This is a genomic window from Arcicella lustrica (assembly GCF_034930985.1).
GTDB lineage: Bacteria > Bacteroidota > Bacteroidia > Cytophagales > Spirosomataceae > Arcicella > Arcicella lustrica.
Window position 1 is genome coordinate 104,529 of the sequence record NZ_JAYGIM010000016.1, and the last position, 17,429, is coordinate 121,957.

Annotated in this window: 16 protein-coding genes; 12 read left to right on the forward strand and 4 right to left on the reverse strand. The window is 35.2% G+C overall.

All coding sequences use genetic code 11. The features are described from left to right. Positions 1-64 precede the first annotated feature (64 nt). The 6 genes from VB798_RS19975 (at position 65) to VB798_RS20000 (ending at position 7,380) form a co-directional block, all read left to right on the forward strand. A complete protein-coding gene (locus VB798_RS19975) occupies positions 65-724 on the forward strand; it encodes a 2-C-methyl-D-erythritol 4-phosphate cytidylyltransferase (protein ID WP_323689006.1) in 660 nt (219 codons plus the stop codon). Then, positions 717-1,703, forward strand: coding sequence for a methylmalonyl Co-A mutase-associated GTPase MeaB (meaB, locus tag VB798_RS19980; protein WP_323689007.1), 987 nt, complete (start codon positions 717-719; stop codon positions 1,701-1,703). Before VB798_RS19975 ends, meaB begins: the two co-directional genes overlap by 8 nt. A 3-nt stretch (positions 1,704-1,706) precedes the next feature. After that, a complete protein-coding gene (locus VB798_RS19985) occupies positions 1,707-4,070 on the forward strand; it encodes an efflux RND transporter permease subunit (protein ID WP_323689008.1) in 2,364 nt (787 codons plus the stop codon). A gap of 86 nt (positions 4,071-4,156) precedes the next feature. Further along, complete coding sequence (locus VB798_RS19990) at positions 4,157-5,341, forward strand: MFS transporter (protein ID WP_323689009.1); 1,185 nt, start codon at positions 4,157-4,159, stop codon at positions 5,339-5,341. 6 nt (positions 5,342-5,347) lie between these two features. Continuing rightward, on the forward strand, positions 5,348-5,566 hold the full coding sequence (locus VB798_RS19995; protein WP_323689010.1) for a hypothetical protein: 219 nt from the start codon (positions 5,348-5,350) through the stop codon (positions 5,564-5,566). Positions 5,567-5,754: 188 nt separating this feature from the next. Then, positions 5,755-7,380 carry an NADP-dependent glyceraldehyde-3-phosphate dehydrogenase gene (locus VB798_RS20000; RefSeq protein WP_323689011.1) on the forward strand — a complete coding sequence of 542 codons (1,626 nt, stop codon included), beginning with the start codon at positions 5,755-5,757 and terminating at the stop codon, positions 7,378-7,380. Between the two features lie 150 nt (positions 7,381-7,530). Here the strand turns inward: VB798_RS20000 and VB798_RS20005 are convergent, their stop codons facing one another. The 4 genes from VB798_RS20005 to VB798_RS20020 form a co-directional block, all read right to left on the reverse strand. Continuing rightward, a complete protein-coding gene (locus VB798_RS20005) occupies positions 7,531-8,535 on the reverse strand; it encodes a beta-ketoacyl-ACP synthase III (RefSeq protein ID WP_323689012.1) in 1,005 nt (334 codons plus the stop codon). 546 nt (positions 8,536-9,081) lie between these two features. Further along, positions 9,082-9,408 (reverse strand): HesB/IscA family protein, encoded by a 327-nt coding sequence (locus VB798_RS20010; protein WP_323689013.1) that lies wholly within the window; start codon positions 9,406-9,408, stop codon positions 9,082-9,084. A gap of 95 nt (positions 9,409-9,503) precedes the next feature. Beyond that, positions 9,504-10,433, reverse strand: a complete 930-nt coding sequence (gene ctlX, locus VB798_RS20015) for a citrulline utilization hydrolase CtlX (RefSeq protein ID WP_323689014.1) — start codon at positions 10,431-10,433, stop codon at positions 9,504-9,506. Between the two features lie 34 nt (positions 10,434-10,467). Continuing rightward, the gene (locus VB798_RS20020) at positions 10,468-11,907 is read right to left on the reverse strand and encodes an arginine deiminase family protein (RefSeq protein ID WP_323689015.1); all 1,440 of its coding nucleotides are present in this window, start codon (positions 11,905-11,907) and stop codon (positions 10,468-10,470) included. Between the two features lie 394 nt (positions 11,908-12,301). Here VB798_RS20020 and sufC point away from each other — a divergent pair, with 394 nt between their 5' ends. The 6 genes from sufC (at position 12,302) to VB798_RS20050 (ending at position 17,097) form a co-directional block, all read left to right on the forward strand. Next, positions 12,302-13,078 carry a Fe-S cluster assembly ATPase SufC gene (gene sufC, locus VB798_RS20025; RefSeq protein WP_184131087.1) on the forward strand — a complete coding sequence of 259 codons (777 nt, stop codon included), beginning with the start codon at positions 12,302-12,304 and terminating at the stop codon, positions 13,076-13,078. Between the two features lie 62 nt (positions 13,079-13,140). Beyond that, positions 13,141-14,457 (forward strand): Fe-S cluster assembly protein SufD, encoded by a 1,317-nt coding sequence (gene sufD / locus VB798_RS20030; RefSeq protein WP_323689016.1) that lies wholly within the window; start codon positions 13,141-13,143, stop codon positions 14,455-14,457. A 31-nt stretch (positions 14,458-14,488) separates the two neighbouring features. Continuing rightward, complete coding sequence (locus VB798_RS20035; protein ID WP_323689017.1) at positions 14,489-15,721, forward strand: cysteine desulfurase; 1,233 nt, start codon at positions 14,489-14,491, stop codon at positions 15,719-15,721. Positions 15,722-15,767: 46 nt separating this feature from the next. Beyond that, positions 15,768-16,187 carry a SufE family protein gene (locus VB798_RS20040; RefSeq protein WP_323689018.1) on the forward strand — a complete coding sequence of 140 codons (420 nt, stop codon included), beginning with the start codon at positions 15,768-15,770 and terminating at the stop codon, positions 16,185-16,187. A 48-nt stretch (positions 16,188-16,235) separates the two neighbouring features. Then, complete coding sequence (locus tag VB798_RS20045; RefSeq protein WP_323689019.1) at positions 16,236-16,547, forward strand: SUF system Fe-S cluster assembly protein; 312 nt, start codon at positions 16,236-16,238, stop codon at positions 16,545-16,547. Positions 16,548-16,680: 133 nt separating this feature from the next. Beyond that, entirely contained in the window at positions 16,681-17,097 is a 417-nt protein-coding gene (locus VB798_RS20050) for a BrxA/BrxB family bacilliredoxin (protein ID WP_323689020.1), read from the forward strand. Positions 17,098-17,429 lie beyond the last annotated feature (332 nt).

The window sequence follows — 17,429 nt, forward strand, 5'->3', positions numbered from 1 at the left end:
CAATACGGCTTAGGTCTTTCGCCTAATTGTTTTATAGGATTTTACCGATTCTTTCTAAGTATTCATGAAAAAATATGCCATCATCGTAGCGGGCGGAAGTGGAAGCCGAATGAGGAGTAATTTGCCCAAGCAATTTATTGAAATTGGCAGATTACCCGTTTTGATGCACACTTTAATCCGTTTTAAAGAAGCTTTTGCAGACATCGATTTAATTTTAGTTTTACCCGAAAGTCAATTTGATTTTTGGAAAGAATTATGTCAAAAGCATCATTTTACTGTAGCACATCAATTAGTAAAAGGTGGAAATTCAAGATTTCAATCTGGGAAAAATGGATTGGCTGTCATAGAAACAGATGGAATTGTAGCTGTTCACGATGGTGTTCGCCCATTTGTAAGTAAAGATATTATCCGTGAAAGTTTTGAAGTAGCACAAGCAAAAGGAACGGCTGTGGTAAGTGTGGCATCTAAAGATTCTGTACGAGTAAACGGACAAGCAATTGACAGACAAACAGTTCGTTTGATACAAACCCCACAAACTTTTCAGGTTTCAATCATTAAAAAGGCATTTGAAACGGAAGAATTAAGTACTTTTACCGACGATGCTAGTGTGGTAGAATTTGCAGATTTTGATATTAATCTAATTGAAGGTTCTTACGAAAACATCAAAATTACCACACCAGAAGATTTAGAATGGGCAGAAATTATTTTAAAGCGAAATGCTTAAACGCTTAACAACCAAAGAATATATCGACGGCATTTTGGCAGCGAACAGAATGATTCTCAGCAGAGCAATCACGCTGACAGAAAGCAATTTGCCCGCAGATAAAATATTGGCTCGTGAAGTGCTAAATGCAGTTTTAACCAAAACAGGAAATTCAATTAGAATTGGGATTACTGGTGTGCCTGGTGTTGGCAAAAGTACTTTTATCGAAGCTTTTGGTCAATTTTTAACTAAACAAGGAAAAAAAGTTGCCGTTTTAGCCATCGACCCAAGCTCACAAATTAGTAAAGGAAGTATTCTTGGTGATAAAACCAGAATGGAAAAATTGGTCAACGAGCCACTGGCTTATATTCGCCCTTCGCCAACGAGTGGAGGTTTAGGCGGAGTAGCCAATAAAACTCGTGAAGCCATGTTACTTTGTGAAGCCGCAGGTTTTGAAGTAATTATTATTGAAACAGTTGGTGTTGGTCAGTCAGAAACACTGGTTCATGGCATGGTCGATTTCTTTTTGTTATTAATGTTGGCAGGTGCGGGAGATGAATTGCAAGGCATCAAAAAAGGAATTATGGAAATGGCTGATTTGATAGCCATCACCAAAACAGATTCAGGCAATGAATTACAAGCTGGTTTGGCAAAAGTAGCTTATCAAAGTGCTTTACATTTATTTCCGCCCAATCAAACAGGTTGGTATCCAGAAGTACTCACTTGCTCGGCACTTACAGAAAAAGGGATTAGTGAAATTTGGCAATCCATCGAAAAACATCGTCTACTATTTACTGAAAAAGGATTTTTTCAACAGAAACGTAGCGAGCAAAATCTTGCTTGGATGTATGATTTTATAAAACAATCCTTAGAAGAAAAATTTTATCAACATCCAAATGTTAGCCATCATCTCAAAGATATTCAACAAGAAGTAAGTGAAGGTAAAAAGTTGCCCATCAATGCTGCCATTGAAATGTTGAATCTATTTTATCAAACATAAAAAATGAAAAACTTTTGGCATAATTTAGCCCTTTCAATTCTTAAATATCGACTTTCTTATTTATCAGCTGTTATTGCTCTTGCAATTTTAATGACGATTATGGCTGCTAAAACACAAGTTTCTAGCGAATTACCCAAAATCCTTCCTAAGTCGGACGAGCGTTTTCAGTTGTATGAATCTTTCAAAAATAGATTTGGTGAAGATGGCTCTGTAATGGTAATTGGCGTTGAAACGGATAAAATGTTTCAACTGGCTTTTTTCCAGCAGTGGCAAGATTTAGCGACAGAAATCAAAGCAGTAAAGGGAATAAAAACAGTAGTTTTTGCGGGTAATATTCCAAGAGTTGAAAAAGATGATTCTTTAAAACGTTTTATCACGAAGAATCTTATTACTCAAAGAGCGACGTCACAAATTGAAGTAGATTCTGTCAAAACGAAATTAGATAAATTGCCATTTTACAAAGGATTTATCATTAACGAAGCAGGGAATGTGCATTTGATGATGATTACTTTTGACCAAAGTGCCATCAATGATAAAAGTAGGGTAGAAGCTGTAAAAAAGATAAAATCAATTGCTCAATATTTTGAAGAAAAAGAAAAAACCGAGTTGCATCTTTCTGGAATGCCTTTTATTCGTACAGAAATGACGGCTCAGATTACCAATGAATTAGGCATTTTTCTAATCTTAGCCATTGTTGTTACTTCATTGATTTTATTGGTGTTTTTCAAAAACATCAAGGTGATGTTGGTAGCGTTGGCGGTTGTGTTGATTGGCATTGTTTCAGCTTTGGGCATTATTGTACTTTTCGGTTTTAAGATTTCGATTATTTCAGGATTAATTCCACCTTTGGTGGTAGTGATTGGTGTACCCAATGCCATTTTTATTGTCAATAAATATCACGAAGAATACGCTTTACATGGCGACCAGCAATTAGCTTTAAAAGTAACTATCGAAAAAATTGGTCAGACCTTAGTCCTTTCTAATCTTACTACTTCAATTGGTTTTGGCGTTTTTGCTTTTACAGGAAGTATATTTTTAATGGAATTTGGCATCGTTGCCGCCATCAATGTTATGTTGACTTATGCGGTTTCTTTGATTTTGATTCCGATTATGTTTAGCTATTTAGCGCCGCCATCAAGTAAACATACTGCTCGTTTAGAATCTGGTAGAATTGCAAAAATATTAGTGGCAGTTGACCGCTGGGTGAATAATCGTAGAACGGTTATTTATTTAGTCATACTAAGTATTATTGGTGTTTCGGTTTATGGAACTACTAAAATAAAATCAATCGGATTTATCGTTGATGATTTAACGAAAGACAATCCGATTTACACAGATTTAAAATTTATTGAGAAGAACTTCAAAGGAATTATGCCTTTTGAAGTTGCTATTGATACTTATGAAGCTGGAAGAGTAATGAATTCACCAGAACTTTTTACCAAAATAAAAAGAATGGAAAAGGAATTTGCCAAGTATCCAGAATTTACAAAGCCTGTTTCATTAGTGACAGCCGCTAAATTTATTTATCAGGCTTACCGTGGTGGAGATCCAAAATACTTTGTTTTGCCGGGTATCGACGAACTCGCAAAACTGAAAGAGTATAATTCAAGCCTTTCTGGGAAGCAAAATTTAGCTAAAGGATTTATTGATTCTACCAAACGCTATACTCGTGTCAGTTTTCAAATTGCCGATTGTGGAACAGTTCGTACCAATGAAATCATTAAAGAATTACAACCGAAAATTGATACGATTTTCAACTATAATGCTGAAACAAATGAGTTTTATAAGAAAGGCGATAAACGTGGTTATGATGCTGAAATTACTGGAAACAGCGTAATTTATGCTTGGCAAAATGATTACTTACAAGGCAATTTAGTAGAAAGTACGCTACAAGCTATTTTCTTGATTTGTATCATTATGGCATTGTTGTTCCGTTCTTGGAAAATGGTTTTTATCTCTACTTTGCCAAGTTTAATTCCTCTTTTAATTACAGCTGGTTTAATGGGTTTCTTTAATATTCATTTGAAATACTCTACCATTTTGATTTTTTCAATCGCTTTCGGGATTTCATCAGATGGTACTATTTACTTTTTGACTCGCTATAAAGACGAATTATTGAATAAAAACAGAACGGTTAAAGAAGCCATTACAGAAACCATTTTAAATACTGGAGTTTCGATGTTTTATACAGCAATCGTCTTGTTTACAGGCTTTTTCATCTTTACAGCCTCAACTTTTAAAGGAACACAATCTTTGGGAATACTAATTTCTATCACATTGTTGATGGCGATGATTTGCAATTTGGTATTACTTCCCGCTTTCTTGATGACGCTCAATAAGCGTGAAAGTAAAAAACTTCTTCAATAATGAAGAGTTATTAAATATGAATTATGAGATTTTAATTTGGTTAGTGGCTAAAGCTTAATGCTTGTAGCTACTAATTATCTTTGCGAATGGAAAAACAACCTTCAATATATACTACTCAGTTTTGGTTACTTTGTCTCAGTAATTTTCTTTTTTCTGCTAGTTTTCAAATGATGATTCCAGAATTGCCCGATTATTTGGGTTCGATGGGAGGAAAGGAATACATTGGCTACATCATTGCTTTATTTACACTTACCGCAGGTTTTGCTCGTCCTTTTTCTGGAAAATTGACGGACACTATCGGTAGAGTACCCGTTATGGCGTTTGGTTCAATCGTTTGTTTTGTTTGTGGCGGTTTGTATCCTTTTGTGCATACAATTGCGGGTTTTTTGTTACTTCGATTTTTACATGGCTTTTCTACTGGTACAAAACCTACGGCAACTTCGGCTTATGTTGCCGATATTATTCCTGAAGATAGAAGGGGAGAAGCACAAGGAATGTTAGGGATTTTTACAGCAACGGGAATGTCAATCGGACCAAGTATTGGAAGTTATTTAACCGATTGGACCTCTATCAATGTGATGTTTTTTACTTCTTCGGCTTTCGCATTGCTATCAATTTTAATATTGCTCAACATGCGAGAAACACTTCCTATAACTCAGAAAGAAGCTTTTTCGCTTAAATTATTTAAAATTGGTTGGAAAGACGTTTTTGAACCTAGAGTAATTCCAGCTTTTACGGTCATGCTTTTGGTATCTTTTTCTTCTGGTGTACTACTGACACTTGTGCCAGACCAAACCAAACTATTGGGCATTACCAACAAAGGACTTTTCTTTACAATTTATACAATTTCTTCGCTGACGGTCAGATTGTTTTTTGCAAAATCATCAGATAAATACGGAAGAATTCCAATTTTAATGATTTCATCAGCCATTTTGGTATTTTCAATGGTACTTTGCGCTTTGACTAGCTCTTTTTGGGTATTTATGTTAGCGTCAATCTTGTTTGGGTTCTCATGGGGATTCAATACGCCAACATTAATGGCTTGGACTGTAGATTTATCTGACGAATTTTATAGAGGAAGGGCAGTCGCTACAACGTATATTGCGCTGGAGGCAGGCATTGGTTTAGGAGCATTATTTGCAGGGCAAATTTATCAAGGGAAAGTAGAGAATATTATTATCCCATATTTTCTTGCAGCTTTTTTTGCATTTACTTCTTTGGTATATTTATTTTTCAAACAAAAAAGAGGAGTTGTTTTACTTGAATCTTAGTATTCGATGAATCAATTTTTCACAAATATTCAATCAATCATCATGGTTTTTGAACAGTATCTCGAACAAAAAAATATAGATTCAGAAAAATTTCTTTGGGATAATCCAGAGGAATTTCAAGACCTTAAAGTGATTTTTAATCAGGTAAATCCTGAGAGTTTTACAGCGCAAAAGAAGTTTTTAATTAACAAACTTCGTCGAAAATATCAGTTGAAAACCTTTTGACGAGTCATTTTTTTTATCTTAAAGAAGTAACAAGCACTTTTAACTGCAAAACAATAATTATGACTATTTTTAGTATATTTATAATTATTAAAATAAAACGGTAGTATTCTACTTGTTGAAATTCCTTTCTTTTAAACTTTGCCAAGACGAAAATCTAAATCATTGTACTTTTTTAAGAAGAAAAATTCATGTCATCTGTAAAAAACTTAGAAACATTATTTCCAACCGAAGCTCAGATTCCAGCGGAATATAACCTCACTGAGCCGATTGAGCAAAGAGAGTATTTAGTAAACGGTGAGATGCGTCAATGGGCTGGAAAAACCCAAGACGTTTGGTCTCCGATTTATGTTCAAACATCAAGCGGTTTGGAACAAAAAAGAATCGGTTCGTACCCTATCACCAATCCAGAAGATGCGATGGAGATTTTGGACGCTGCCGTAAAAGCTTTCGACCACGGTCGTGGCGAGTGGCCTTCAATGTCGGTAGCTCATCGTATTGAATGCGTTGAGAAATTCACGCAACAAATGATTACGAAACGTGATGAAGTTGTGAAATTATTGATGTGGGAAATCGGTAAATCTTTAGGTGATTCACAAAAAGAATTCGACCGTACCGTTCAATACATTTATGATACAATTGGTGCTTTGAAAGACATCGACCGTAATTCTTCAAGATTTATGATTGAAGAAGGAATCATCGGACAGGTTCGTCGTTCGCCACTTGGTATTGTTTTGTGTATGGGGCCATTCAATTATCCATTGAATGAAACATTTACGACTTTAATTCCTGCGTTGATTATGGGAAATATCGTGATGTTCAAGCCACCAAAACATGGTACTTTATTGCATTATCCATTGTTAGAAGCTTTCCGTACTTCGTTTCCAGCAGGTGTAATTAATACGATTTATGGTCGTGGAAATTCGGTAGTTCCACAATTGATGGAATCAGGTAGAATTGATGCTTTGACTTTGATTGGTTCGTCGAAAGTAGCGGATAAATTGAAAAAAATGCACCCGAAAGTAAACCGTTTGAGAGCAATTTTAGGACTAGATGCTAAAAATGCAGCCATCGTTACTGAAAGTGCAGATTTAGAATTAGCCGTGAAAGAATGTATGTTAGGTTCATTGTCGTTCAACGGTCAGCGTTGTACAGCTTTGAAAATGATGTGGGTTCACGAATCGTTGGTTGATGCTTTCAACAAGCGTATGTCTGAAGAAATTGGTAAGTTGAAATTGGGTATGATGTGGGAAAAAGGAGTAAACATCACGCCACTTCCTGAACCAAACAAACCAGCATATTTAAAAGAATTGATTGAAGATGCCATTGCACACGGTGCAAAAGTAGTCAACGAAGGTGGTGGCGAATCGTTCAAATCAATTGTTTACCCAGCATTGGTATATCCTGTGACGAGAGAAATGAAAGTATGGCATGAAGAGCAATTTGGCCCATTAGTTCCAGTTGTATCATTTAGCGATATACAAGAGCCAATTAATTATTTAATTGAATCATCTCATGGACAACAAGTATCTATTTTCAGTAAAGATGTTCACCAAATTTCTGAATTAATGGATGTTGCCGTTCACCAAGTTTCTCGTGTAAATATTAACTCACAATGTCAGCGTGGACCAGACGGTTTTCCTTTCACTGGTCGTAAAGATTCGGCAGAAGGAACACTCTCAGTAACAGCGGCATTGCGTTCGTTCTCAATCAGAACAGTAGTGGCTACTAAAGAAACTGCCGAGAACAAAGCCATCGTTAACCAAATTGTAGAAAACCAAGAATCAACATTCCTTTCTACTCGCTTTATTTGGTAGTTGATAGCTTTAAGTCTTGAGTGATGAGCTTTGAGATTTTTCTATAAATAAAAACCTGCAAGGATTTATTTTCTTGCAGGTTTTTTATTTTTTGAATAAGATTTTAATGCTTTGTTATCGTTTTTACAATAGCGATAAATTGAGAAGTATTTACCATCGAATCAAAGCAGAGCCCCAAGTAAATCCGCTACCAAAAGCGGCTAAACAGACTAAATCACCGTCTTTTATTCTTCCGGTTTCCCATGCTTCGCAAAGTGCTATTGGAATTGAAGCTGCCGTTGTGTTGCCATACTTTTGAATATTATTCATGACTTTTTCTTCTGGTAATCCCATTTGTTGGCGAACATATTCTGAGATTCGCAAGTTAGCTTGATGAGGTACTAATAAATCTATATCCTCAGCTTGTAAATCATTTTTATCTAAAGCTTCACGGATTACTTCTGGAAAACGTACTACAGCATGTTTAAAAACAGCATTTCCATTCATAATTACATCTCCGCTTGTTTTGTCATTAACTAAATTATCATAAAATCTACCAGCACTGCTACTACTGCTTGGCTCTTTTACATAAAGATCTTCTGCGTATCTGCCATCTGCGTGTAAATGTGTTGAAAGTATTCTGTGTTTTTCATCTTCCGTTGCTTGAACGACCACAGCGCCAGCTCCATCTCCAAAAATTACAGCAACGCCTCGCCCTTCATTACTTGGATTGAGGAAAGTTGATTGTATTTCAGCACCAACTACTAAAATGTTTTTATACATTCCAGAACGAATAAATTGGTCTGCTGTGGATAAAGCATAAATAAATCCAGAACATTGGTCTCGAATATCAAGTACTCCAGCATTTTGAATCCCTAAATTTCTTTGCATCACAAAACCCGGTCCGGGGAAGTAATAATCAGGAGTAATGGTGGCATAAACAATAAAGTCAATGTCTTCTGCACTAATTCCAGCTCTTTCAATCGCTATTTTGGCAGCTTCGGTAGCCATTGAAGCATTGGTGTCTTTACCCAAAGTAAAGTATCTTCTCTCTTTGATACCCGTTCGTTCAGTTATCCAAGCATCCGAAGTATCCATTAATGTTTCTAAATGTTGATTGCTGATGATGTTTTCAGGTACGTAATGTCCGATACCTGCAATTCTTGAGTAAAGCATAATTGAATGTTTAAATACGGGTCAAAATTATGAATATTCGTGAAAATATTAGATTATATTAATAAAATAAAGAGGTGGAGCTTGCTAAGATGATTTTGGAGCTTGTTGAAAATTGATTGAAATGACACTATTTTTTGTTCATCATTGACTAATTTTTACTGAGATACTATTATTTTTTGTTCATGCTTGTCTAATTTTTATTGAGATGTCACCATTTTTTGTTTATGCTTGACTAATTTTTATTGAGATTCCATCATTTTTTGTTTATGCCTGACCAGTTTTCATTAATATGCCACTATTTTTTATTCATGATTGACCAGTTTTTATTGATGTGCCACCATTTTTTGTTCATGACTGACCAATTTTTAATTGGATGTGACTGATATTCTTTATTCGAAAAAGTGATAAAGATTGTAGTAATCAAATTTATTGACTTGCCTCTTTATTAGAAGTAGAAGTGACTTGTGTGAAATGACTTGTAGCGCAAAAAAAAAGTGTCATCTAAGCTTTGCTTAAATGACACTCCTTTATAAATCGTAATGATTTCTAAACCGAAAAACTTTCGCCACATCCACAAGTACGTGTAGCATTTGGATTTTTGAATTGAAAGCCTTTTCCATTTAAACCGTCTGAAAAATCAAGTTCAGTACCAGCTAAATATAGAATTGATTTTTTGTCAACCATAATCTTTACGCCTTTATCTTCAAAAACCATGTCAGTTGCTTGCGGTTGAGAAGCAAAATCAAGATTATACATCAAGCCCGAACATCCTCCTCCTTCAACGGCTACTCTAACATTAAAGTCGCTAGTAAGTCCTTCTTTTTGACGTAGTTCTATGATTTTATTGGCTGCTATTTCTGTGATCGTTACCATATCGTTATTAAAATTTATATCCTGTTGTTGTTTTTCAAACGACAAAGTTAATCTGAAAGTTCATTGAAAACATTCTTGTGGAATTCAATTTGAAATTATTTCAGGGGTAAATGTACTTCTGCCATCATACAACGAGCAGAACCGCCACCATTTCCTTCTATCATCGAAAGGTCGAAATGATGAATTGTGCAGTAATCTTCAAGAATTTTTATTTGTGAAGAAGTTAATGAATAATAGGCTGTATTAGACATCACTAACATTTTATCACCTTTTTCGCTTCTTACTTCTAGCATGTTGCCAGCGAATTGATTCATTTGTGCCAGTGTAATTTCAATAATTCTTTTGCCATTTGATTCTAAAGAATTTCTCAATTGCAAGCGTTCATCTAAATCTGAAACGGCTTCTAAGCAAACTACAGAAAACATACCGCCAACACACATCAATACATTGGTGTGGTAAATTTGCTTGCCATTTCCATCTACTGCTTCAAAAGCTACTATTTGATAATTCGTTTGCAAAGCAAATTCAGCCAATACTTCTTGATGCGTTCTTGGTGAAATACAGGCGTAAGCAATTTTATTTTTACGGTCTAAAACCATTGAACCTGTACCTTCCAAGAATTTCTCTTCTTGTTCAAAAGACGACAAATCAATGATTTTATTGACATAAAATTTCTCTTGAAGACCATTTACAATATCTTCTCTACGTTCCAATCGTCTATTTTCTGCCTGCATTGGGTACAGAATTACTGTGCCATCGTTATGAAACGAAATCCAGTTGTTCGGAAAAATAGAATCAGGAGTATGTGGATTTGGCGTATCCTCAATAACGATAATATCAACGCCCGCTTTGCGGAGTTGAGCCACCATTTCATCGAATTCCTTTAAAGCAATTTCTTGTGAACTAGCTTGCGTTTCTTTACCAAAAGCTTGATTTTGAAAAGCATTCGAAGTAGCAGTTTGTTCATTGAAACCAAAACGAACTGGACGAATCATTAAAATATGAGCAGTAGTTTGATTTTGCATGGCTTTTGAAATTGTTAATTGATGCTTGTTTTGATTATAGTTCACTTCTTAAAATGGGCATCGACATACAGTGCGAGCCACCTCTTGCTCTTGAAAGCTCTGCCGAGGGAAGCATAATAAAAGTGTTTTGAATGGTTTCGGGCGAACGTTTTCCTGATTCAAAATCATTTAATAAATCCTCCATCTTAATGGTTTCAAATCCTACTTCTTTGAAAGCCTCAAGTGTTTTATCGTTTCTATCATAACCGATAACTACACCTTCTTTCACTGCTAATAAATTACAAGAATCCGTCCATTGTTCTCTGGCTCCATAAGGAAATTCATTATTTCCTGAGTAAATAAACTTTACATCCAAAGGTTGACAACCAAGGTCGTAAATAGAAATTTCGGTTAATAATTCTTCCAAACTAGCAATTTCACGAGGTTCATGTGCTTGTCCACGACGAAACTGAACAATATGTACTTGTTCCGCTTTTTTAGAAGGGAGCAAACCTGCTTTAATTAATACTTCATCTTCTGCCTTCAATTGTGGTTTTGCCAAAGAACCTAGCAATACCCAAACATTGCGTTTTACTTGCGTAAAAACCGTGTCAATGTGCATATAATCACGTTTGTTCGGAATTTTTACTAGAGTGATTTTATCCACAATTTTCTTTTCAAACAAGATTTTAATTACTTGTTTTGCCGCATTTACCGTTGTTCTTTCCGAAATACCAATCAGTAAATGGTTTTTTGCGACCATCATTACATCGCCACCTTCTAATGTAGTTTGTGCTTCGTTGGCTTCGTATTCTGGCAACAAGAAAAGCGTTTCATTGTCTGGAATTTCAATTAAATTTTTACGAACCTCATCAAAAATCGGGTGATTAAAGAAAATATATTGTACCAATAAGGCTTCACGAGTACGAGCCTGCTTTTTCGGACGATTCAGTAAAATATGGTCGTTAATAGTAATCCCAATATCACGAGTAAAAATAAAATTTGGAATAGGAGGGAAAAGCATTTCGCCAGAAGGAGTACTTCCAGAAATCAACGTTTTAGCTAATTCGATAGGAGGGAGATTGAAAAGTTCGTCATGCGTAGTGTACCACTCTTTTTCAATAGCACAAGCTGCCGCAACGAGTTTCATCCTCACTAAATCATTCTCCAAAATATCAGAAAGTAATTTCTGAAGTTCAATTACTTTATCTGAATTGAAATATTCAGGATGATCTGGCTTGAAAAAATTACGTTCATTATCGGCATTAATCGTTGCCAATTTCCCTTTTATCTTATCTGGGTCGAGAAAGTAAAGTAATGTTTTTACGTAAAAATCATATTCTTGACGGCGCATTGTATCTAAATGAACGATGTCTTCAAAAAGCCAATCTTGTGCTTTTGAAGGGACAACTTTGCCTAAACCACTATCGGGACTATGAATGAGCAATCGCCTAAGCGTGCCAACTTCTGAAGAAACTTGGATGAGATTTTCCATAAAAATGATTGATGAAATCTGATTTCTCGCAAGTACTCATAATTTTTTAGCATTGTCAAGCCTGTTTTGAAAGGTAATTTTGAAAACATTGCCTATTGAATTTAAACTATGTTTTCGAGTAATAATTTTTTGAGAAAATAATTTTGCCCCACAAATTTTTAATTGATTTGACTTTAATCCAGTTATTTTATTCTTAACAAGCCCTAAAAATATAGTAATGACCAAACTTTTTTCATTTACTTAGAGTTGTTCTAAATAAAGTATAGTATTTAAAAAATACAATATTTAATTTTGTATCATGATTGGGAAGTTTACAATTGAGTAATCATTTTGAAATACATCAATAGGTAAATGTTAATCTCCATCAATCAAGGTTTAGAAATTAATAGATAAAATGCTCAAAATAGACAATTTACAGGCGAAGATTGGGGAGAAGCAAATCCTCAGAGGAATTAATCTTGAAGTTAAGGCGGGTGAAGTACACGCAATCATGGGACCAAACGGTTCTGGGAAAAGTACTCTAGCTTCCGTATTAGCAGGACGTGAAGACTATGAAGTAACTGGTGGAAGCGTAGATTTTAACGGAACAGATTTATTAGAATTAGCTGCTGAAGAACGTGCTGCTGAAGGTATTTTCTTAGCGTTTCAATATCCAGTTGAAATTCCAGGAGTTTCAACAACCAACTTTTTGAAAACTGCTGTAAACGAAATCCGTAAATATCGTGGCGAAGAGCCAATGGATGCTGTTCAGTTCTTGAAAATGTTCAAACAGAAAATGGCTTATGTGAATATCGACCAATCTCTTTTGAACCGTGCTTTGAACGAAGGTTTTTCGGGTGGTGAGAAAAAGAAAAATGAGATTTTCCAAATGGCGGTACTTGAACCTAAATTAGCCATTTTGGATGAAACGGATTCAGGACTTGATATTGATGCACTTCGTATTGTAGCGGAAGGCGTAAATAAACTGAAATCTCCTGATAATGCTGTGATTGTGGTTACTCACTATCAACGTTTATTGGATTATATCGTACCTGATTTTGTTCACGTTTTATACAAAGGACGTATCGTAAAATCTGGTACTAAAGAATTAGCCTTAGAATTAGAAGAAAGAGGTTACGACTGGATTAAAGCAGAAGTAGATGCTGAAGAATTGGGCGAAACAATCGCTTAATTCAATTTAGAGTTTTATTGTGTATTGGTCATTCTGATAACACAGCAATATCAATTATTAACATGGATAATAAAGATTCATTAAAGGCTCAATTAATTTCAGATTTTCAAACGATTGAAGGACGTATGAATGGTGCAGCAAAATCTGCTGTTCACCAAGTTCGTCAAGAAGCGTTGAAAACATTCGAAACTTTGGGCTTTCCGACGATAAAACACGAGGAGTGGAAGTATTCTAATGTCAAAAACTTGGTTAATCAAGCTTTTGAATTTAATGCAGCTTCTGATTTTTCAGCACAAGACGTAGCGGAATCGTCAATTCCAAACCTTGAAGGAAATATCCTTTACTATGTGAATGGCGTTTACAATGCAGAACTTTCTTCTATCGTAAGTCCAGCTTCAGAACTTCAAATTTTAACTTTTTCTGATGCTATCAAGCAAGAACCAGCTTTAGTTGAGAAGTATTTTAATCAATATGCTGATTCAAAAAACAATGCTTTTACTGCATTAAATACTGCATTCGCACATAATGGAATTTTTGTTCATGTGCCAGCGAATAAAGTAGTTACTCAGCCAGTTATTTTAAGATTCATTGCTGATGCTCGTAAAGTAAATGTAGCATCTCAGCCAAGAAACTTAATTGTAGTTGGAAAACGTTCAGAAGTACAAATTGCAGAGGCTTTCCGTTCTTTAGGAGAAAACGCTTCATTTACCAATGCAGTAACGGAATTCTTTATTGAAGAAGAAGCAAACGTACATTATTACAAAGTTCAGAACGAATCAGACAAAGCTTACCATATTGGTACAACATCGGTGCTACAAGCTGGGAAATCAGTTTTTACAGCCAATACTGTAACCGCTAATGGAGGTTTTGTACGTAATAACCTCAATATTAAAATTGATGGCGAGTACGCAGAAGCGAATATGTTTGGCTTATATATTCCAAACAAAAAACAGCATATTGATAACCATACAGCTGTTGACCACGCCAAGCCAAATTCAGAATCTAACGAATTATATAAAGGTATTTTGAAAGATAATTCTGTTGGAGTATTCAATGGTAAAATCTTTGTTCGTGAAGATGCTCAGAAAACAAACGCTTTTCAATCTTGTAAAAACGTATTGATGTCTGAAAATGCTTCTATGAATACCAAACCACAATTGGAAATTTGGGCAGATGATGTTAAGTGTTCGCACGGTACAACCACTGGACAATTGAACGAAGATGCTTTGTTTTATATGCAAGCTCGTGGTATTTCAAAAGAATCAGCAAGAGCATTATTGATGTTGGCCTTCGCACAAGAAGTAATTGACAAGATGAAAATTCCTGCGATTAAAGAATATTTACAGGAGTTAGTTGTTGATAAGATTTATCAGGGATAATTGCTCACAGTAAAAAAGCACCATTGAAACCATGATAACGACCGATATTTTAGACATACAAAAAATAAGAGCAGATTTCCCTATTCTTAATCAAGAAATCAATGGGAAAAAATTGGTCTATTTTGATAACGCTGCAACGACACAAAAACCGACTGCTGTTATCAATGCCATTGCTCATTATTATAATTTCGATAATGCCAATATTCACAGAGGAATTCACACATTAGCTGAAAGAGCTACTCGTGATTTTGAAGCTTCGAGAGAAGCCGTTCGTGAATTTTTGGGTGCATCTTCTATTGAAGAAATCATTTTTACTTCTGGTACAACACAAGGGATTAACTTGGTAGCAAGTACTTTTGGTAGAAAATTCATCAAAGAAGGAGATGAAATCATCGTGTCGGGGATGGAACACCATTCCAACATTGTGCCTTGGCAAATGCTTTGTGAAGAAAAAGGAATTACTTTAAAAGTAATTCCAGTAACTGAACAAGGTGAATTAGACATGGAAGCCTACGAAAATTTACTTTCTGAAAAAGTGAAATTAGTGGCTGTAAACCATGTTTCAAATTCATTGGGTACAATTAACCCAGTAAAAGAAATCATAGCTTTAGCACATGAATATGGCGCAAAGGTATTGATTGATGGTGCTCAGGCAACTTCACATTTTAATATTGATGTGCAAGATTTAGATGCTGATTTCTATGCTTTTTCGGCTCATAAATTATATGGACCAACGGGTATGGGTGCTTTGTATGGCAAAAAAGAGCTTTTGAATGCCATGCCTCCGTATATGGGTGGTGGTGAAATGATTAAGGATGTTACTTTCGAGAAAACTACTTATAATGAATTGCCATACAAGTTTGAAGCAGGTACGCCAAATATTGCTGATGTTGTAGCGTTAAAAACAGCTTTAGAATATGCGAATGCACTTGGAAGAGAGAATATCGCAGCCCATGAAGATATGCTTTTGAGCTATGCTACTGAACAATTATCTGAAATTGAAGGACTAAGAATTATTGGTCAAGCCAAGAAAAAAGTATCAGTATTGAGTTTCGTAATTGATGGAATTCATCATCAAGATATTGGAGTTTTGCTTGATAATCAAGGAATTGCTGTAAGAACGGGACATCACTGTACGCAGCCTTTGATGCAAAGATTTAATTTACTTGGAACTTCAAGAGCTTCTTTTGCCGTTTATAACACAATTGAGGAAGTAGATAGATTAGTGGCGGGTATTCATCGAGTAAAGAAAATGTTATTGTAGTTTGAAAACAGTGTAACACTATTTTCAAAACTATTCAAAAGAATTTATGACTATCAACGAAACACAAGATGAAATCATTGATGAGTTTGCACTTTTTGACGATTGGGCAGATAAATATGAGTACATCATTGATTTAGGTAAAAAATTAAAAGGCTTGCCAGAAGAGCAAAAAACGGAAGATAATATCATTAAGGGTTGTCAAAGTAGGGTTTGGCTGAATGCTCGTTTTGAAAATGGCAAACTACTTTTTGATGCAGATTCAGAAGCGATTATCGTAAAAGGATTGGTGAATATGTTAATCAGAGTATTATCTGGACATACTCCCGAAGAAATTACTGCTGCTGATTTGTATTTCATTGATAAAATTGGAATGACTTCACATTTGGCTCAAACTCGTTCTAATGGTTTGGCTTCGATGGTAAAGCAAATGAAAAATTATGCTATCGCTTATGGCTTGAAAGCTTAATTATTTACTAAATATAATCCTAGAAATTCATTATTATTGATAGAAATCATGTCGGAAGTTGAATTAAAAGAAGAAGTAATCAAAGCACTAAAAGGCGTATATGACCCAGAAATTCCTGTGGATGTGTATGAACTTGGCTTGATTTACGATATTAAAATTTTCCCTGTAAATAATGTTTACGTATTGATGACTTTAACTTCGCCTTCATGCCCATCTGCTGAAGCAATTCCTGTTGAAGTTGAACAAAAAATACGTGAAATAGAAGGTGTAAGCGAAGTGAGTGTAGAATTAACTTTCGACCCACCTTATTCGCAAGACATGATGTCTGAGGCAGCCAAATTGGAACTCGGTTTTATGTAATTGTGTTTTGAATCAAGTTGTGCTTTAGCGTTTTTACGCTAGCTTTTTATTACAAGACAAAATCATATTTGAAGTGTTTCTTTGAAGAACAATTTTCAAATTGACTATTTTTCAAATTTTCAAACTTTATATCATGTACCCAGAACATTTAGTAGCTCCGATGCGTGCTGACATCGTAGAAGGAGGATTCAAAGAATTAAAATCAGCTTCAGAAGTTGATCAAGTATTAGCTGAAAAAGGAACAACTTTAGTGTTTATCAACTCTGTTTGTGGTTGTTCTGCTCGTACTGCTCGTCCAGGTGTGAAAGAAGCCGTTTGGAATTCTGCTAAAAAACCAGAACATTTAGTAACGGTTTTCGCTGGTGTTGACCAAGAGGCAACTCAAAAAGTTCGTGAATATCATTTGCCATATCCTCCGTCTTCGCCTTCAGTAGCATTGTTTAAAGATGGTGAATTGGTTCATTTTGTAGAGCGTCATCACATTGAAGGTCGTTCGGCAGAAATGATTGCTGGACACTTAGAAATGGTATTTGAAGAATTCTGTGCTTAGTCACAAATTTTTTCCATAAAAAAAGCGACTTTCGATTTAGGAAGTCGCTTTTTTTATGGGTTAACAAGTACAAATGAGGTACAAAAAAATTAAAAAATAGATATATTCTATTACTGTTACAAGTGACGCTATGCTTGACACTTGCATCATTGGAGGCTAAAACATTCGATTTACTGATTATATTTTTTCTGATACTGGTGCAAGTATCAAGCGAAGCGTCACTTGCATTAGCGAGGGGAGTATTTATCAATTATTTCTACCGAATGTTAGTTTGAATCTTGAAAAACAATATATTTGAGTATGGTAATCGTATATTCAATTTAACAGAAAAT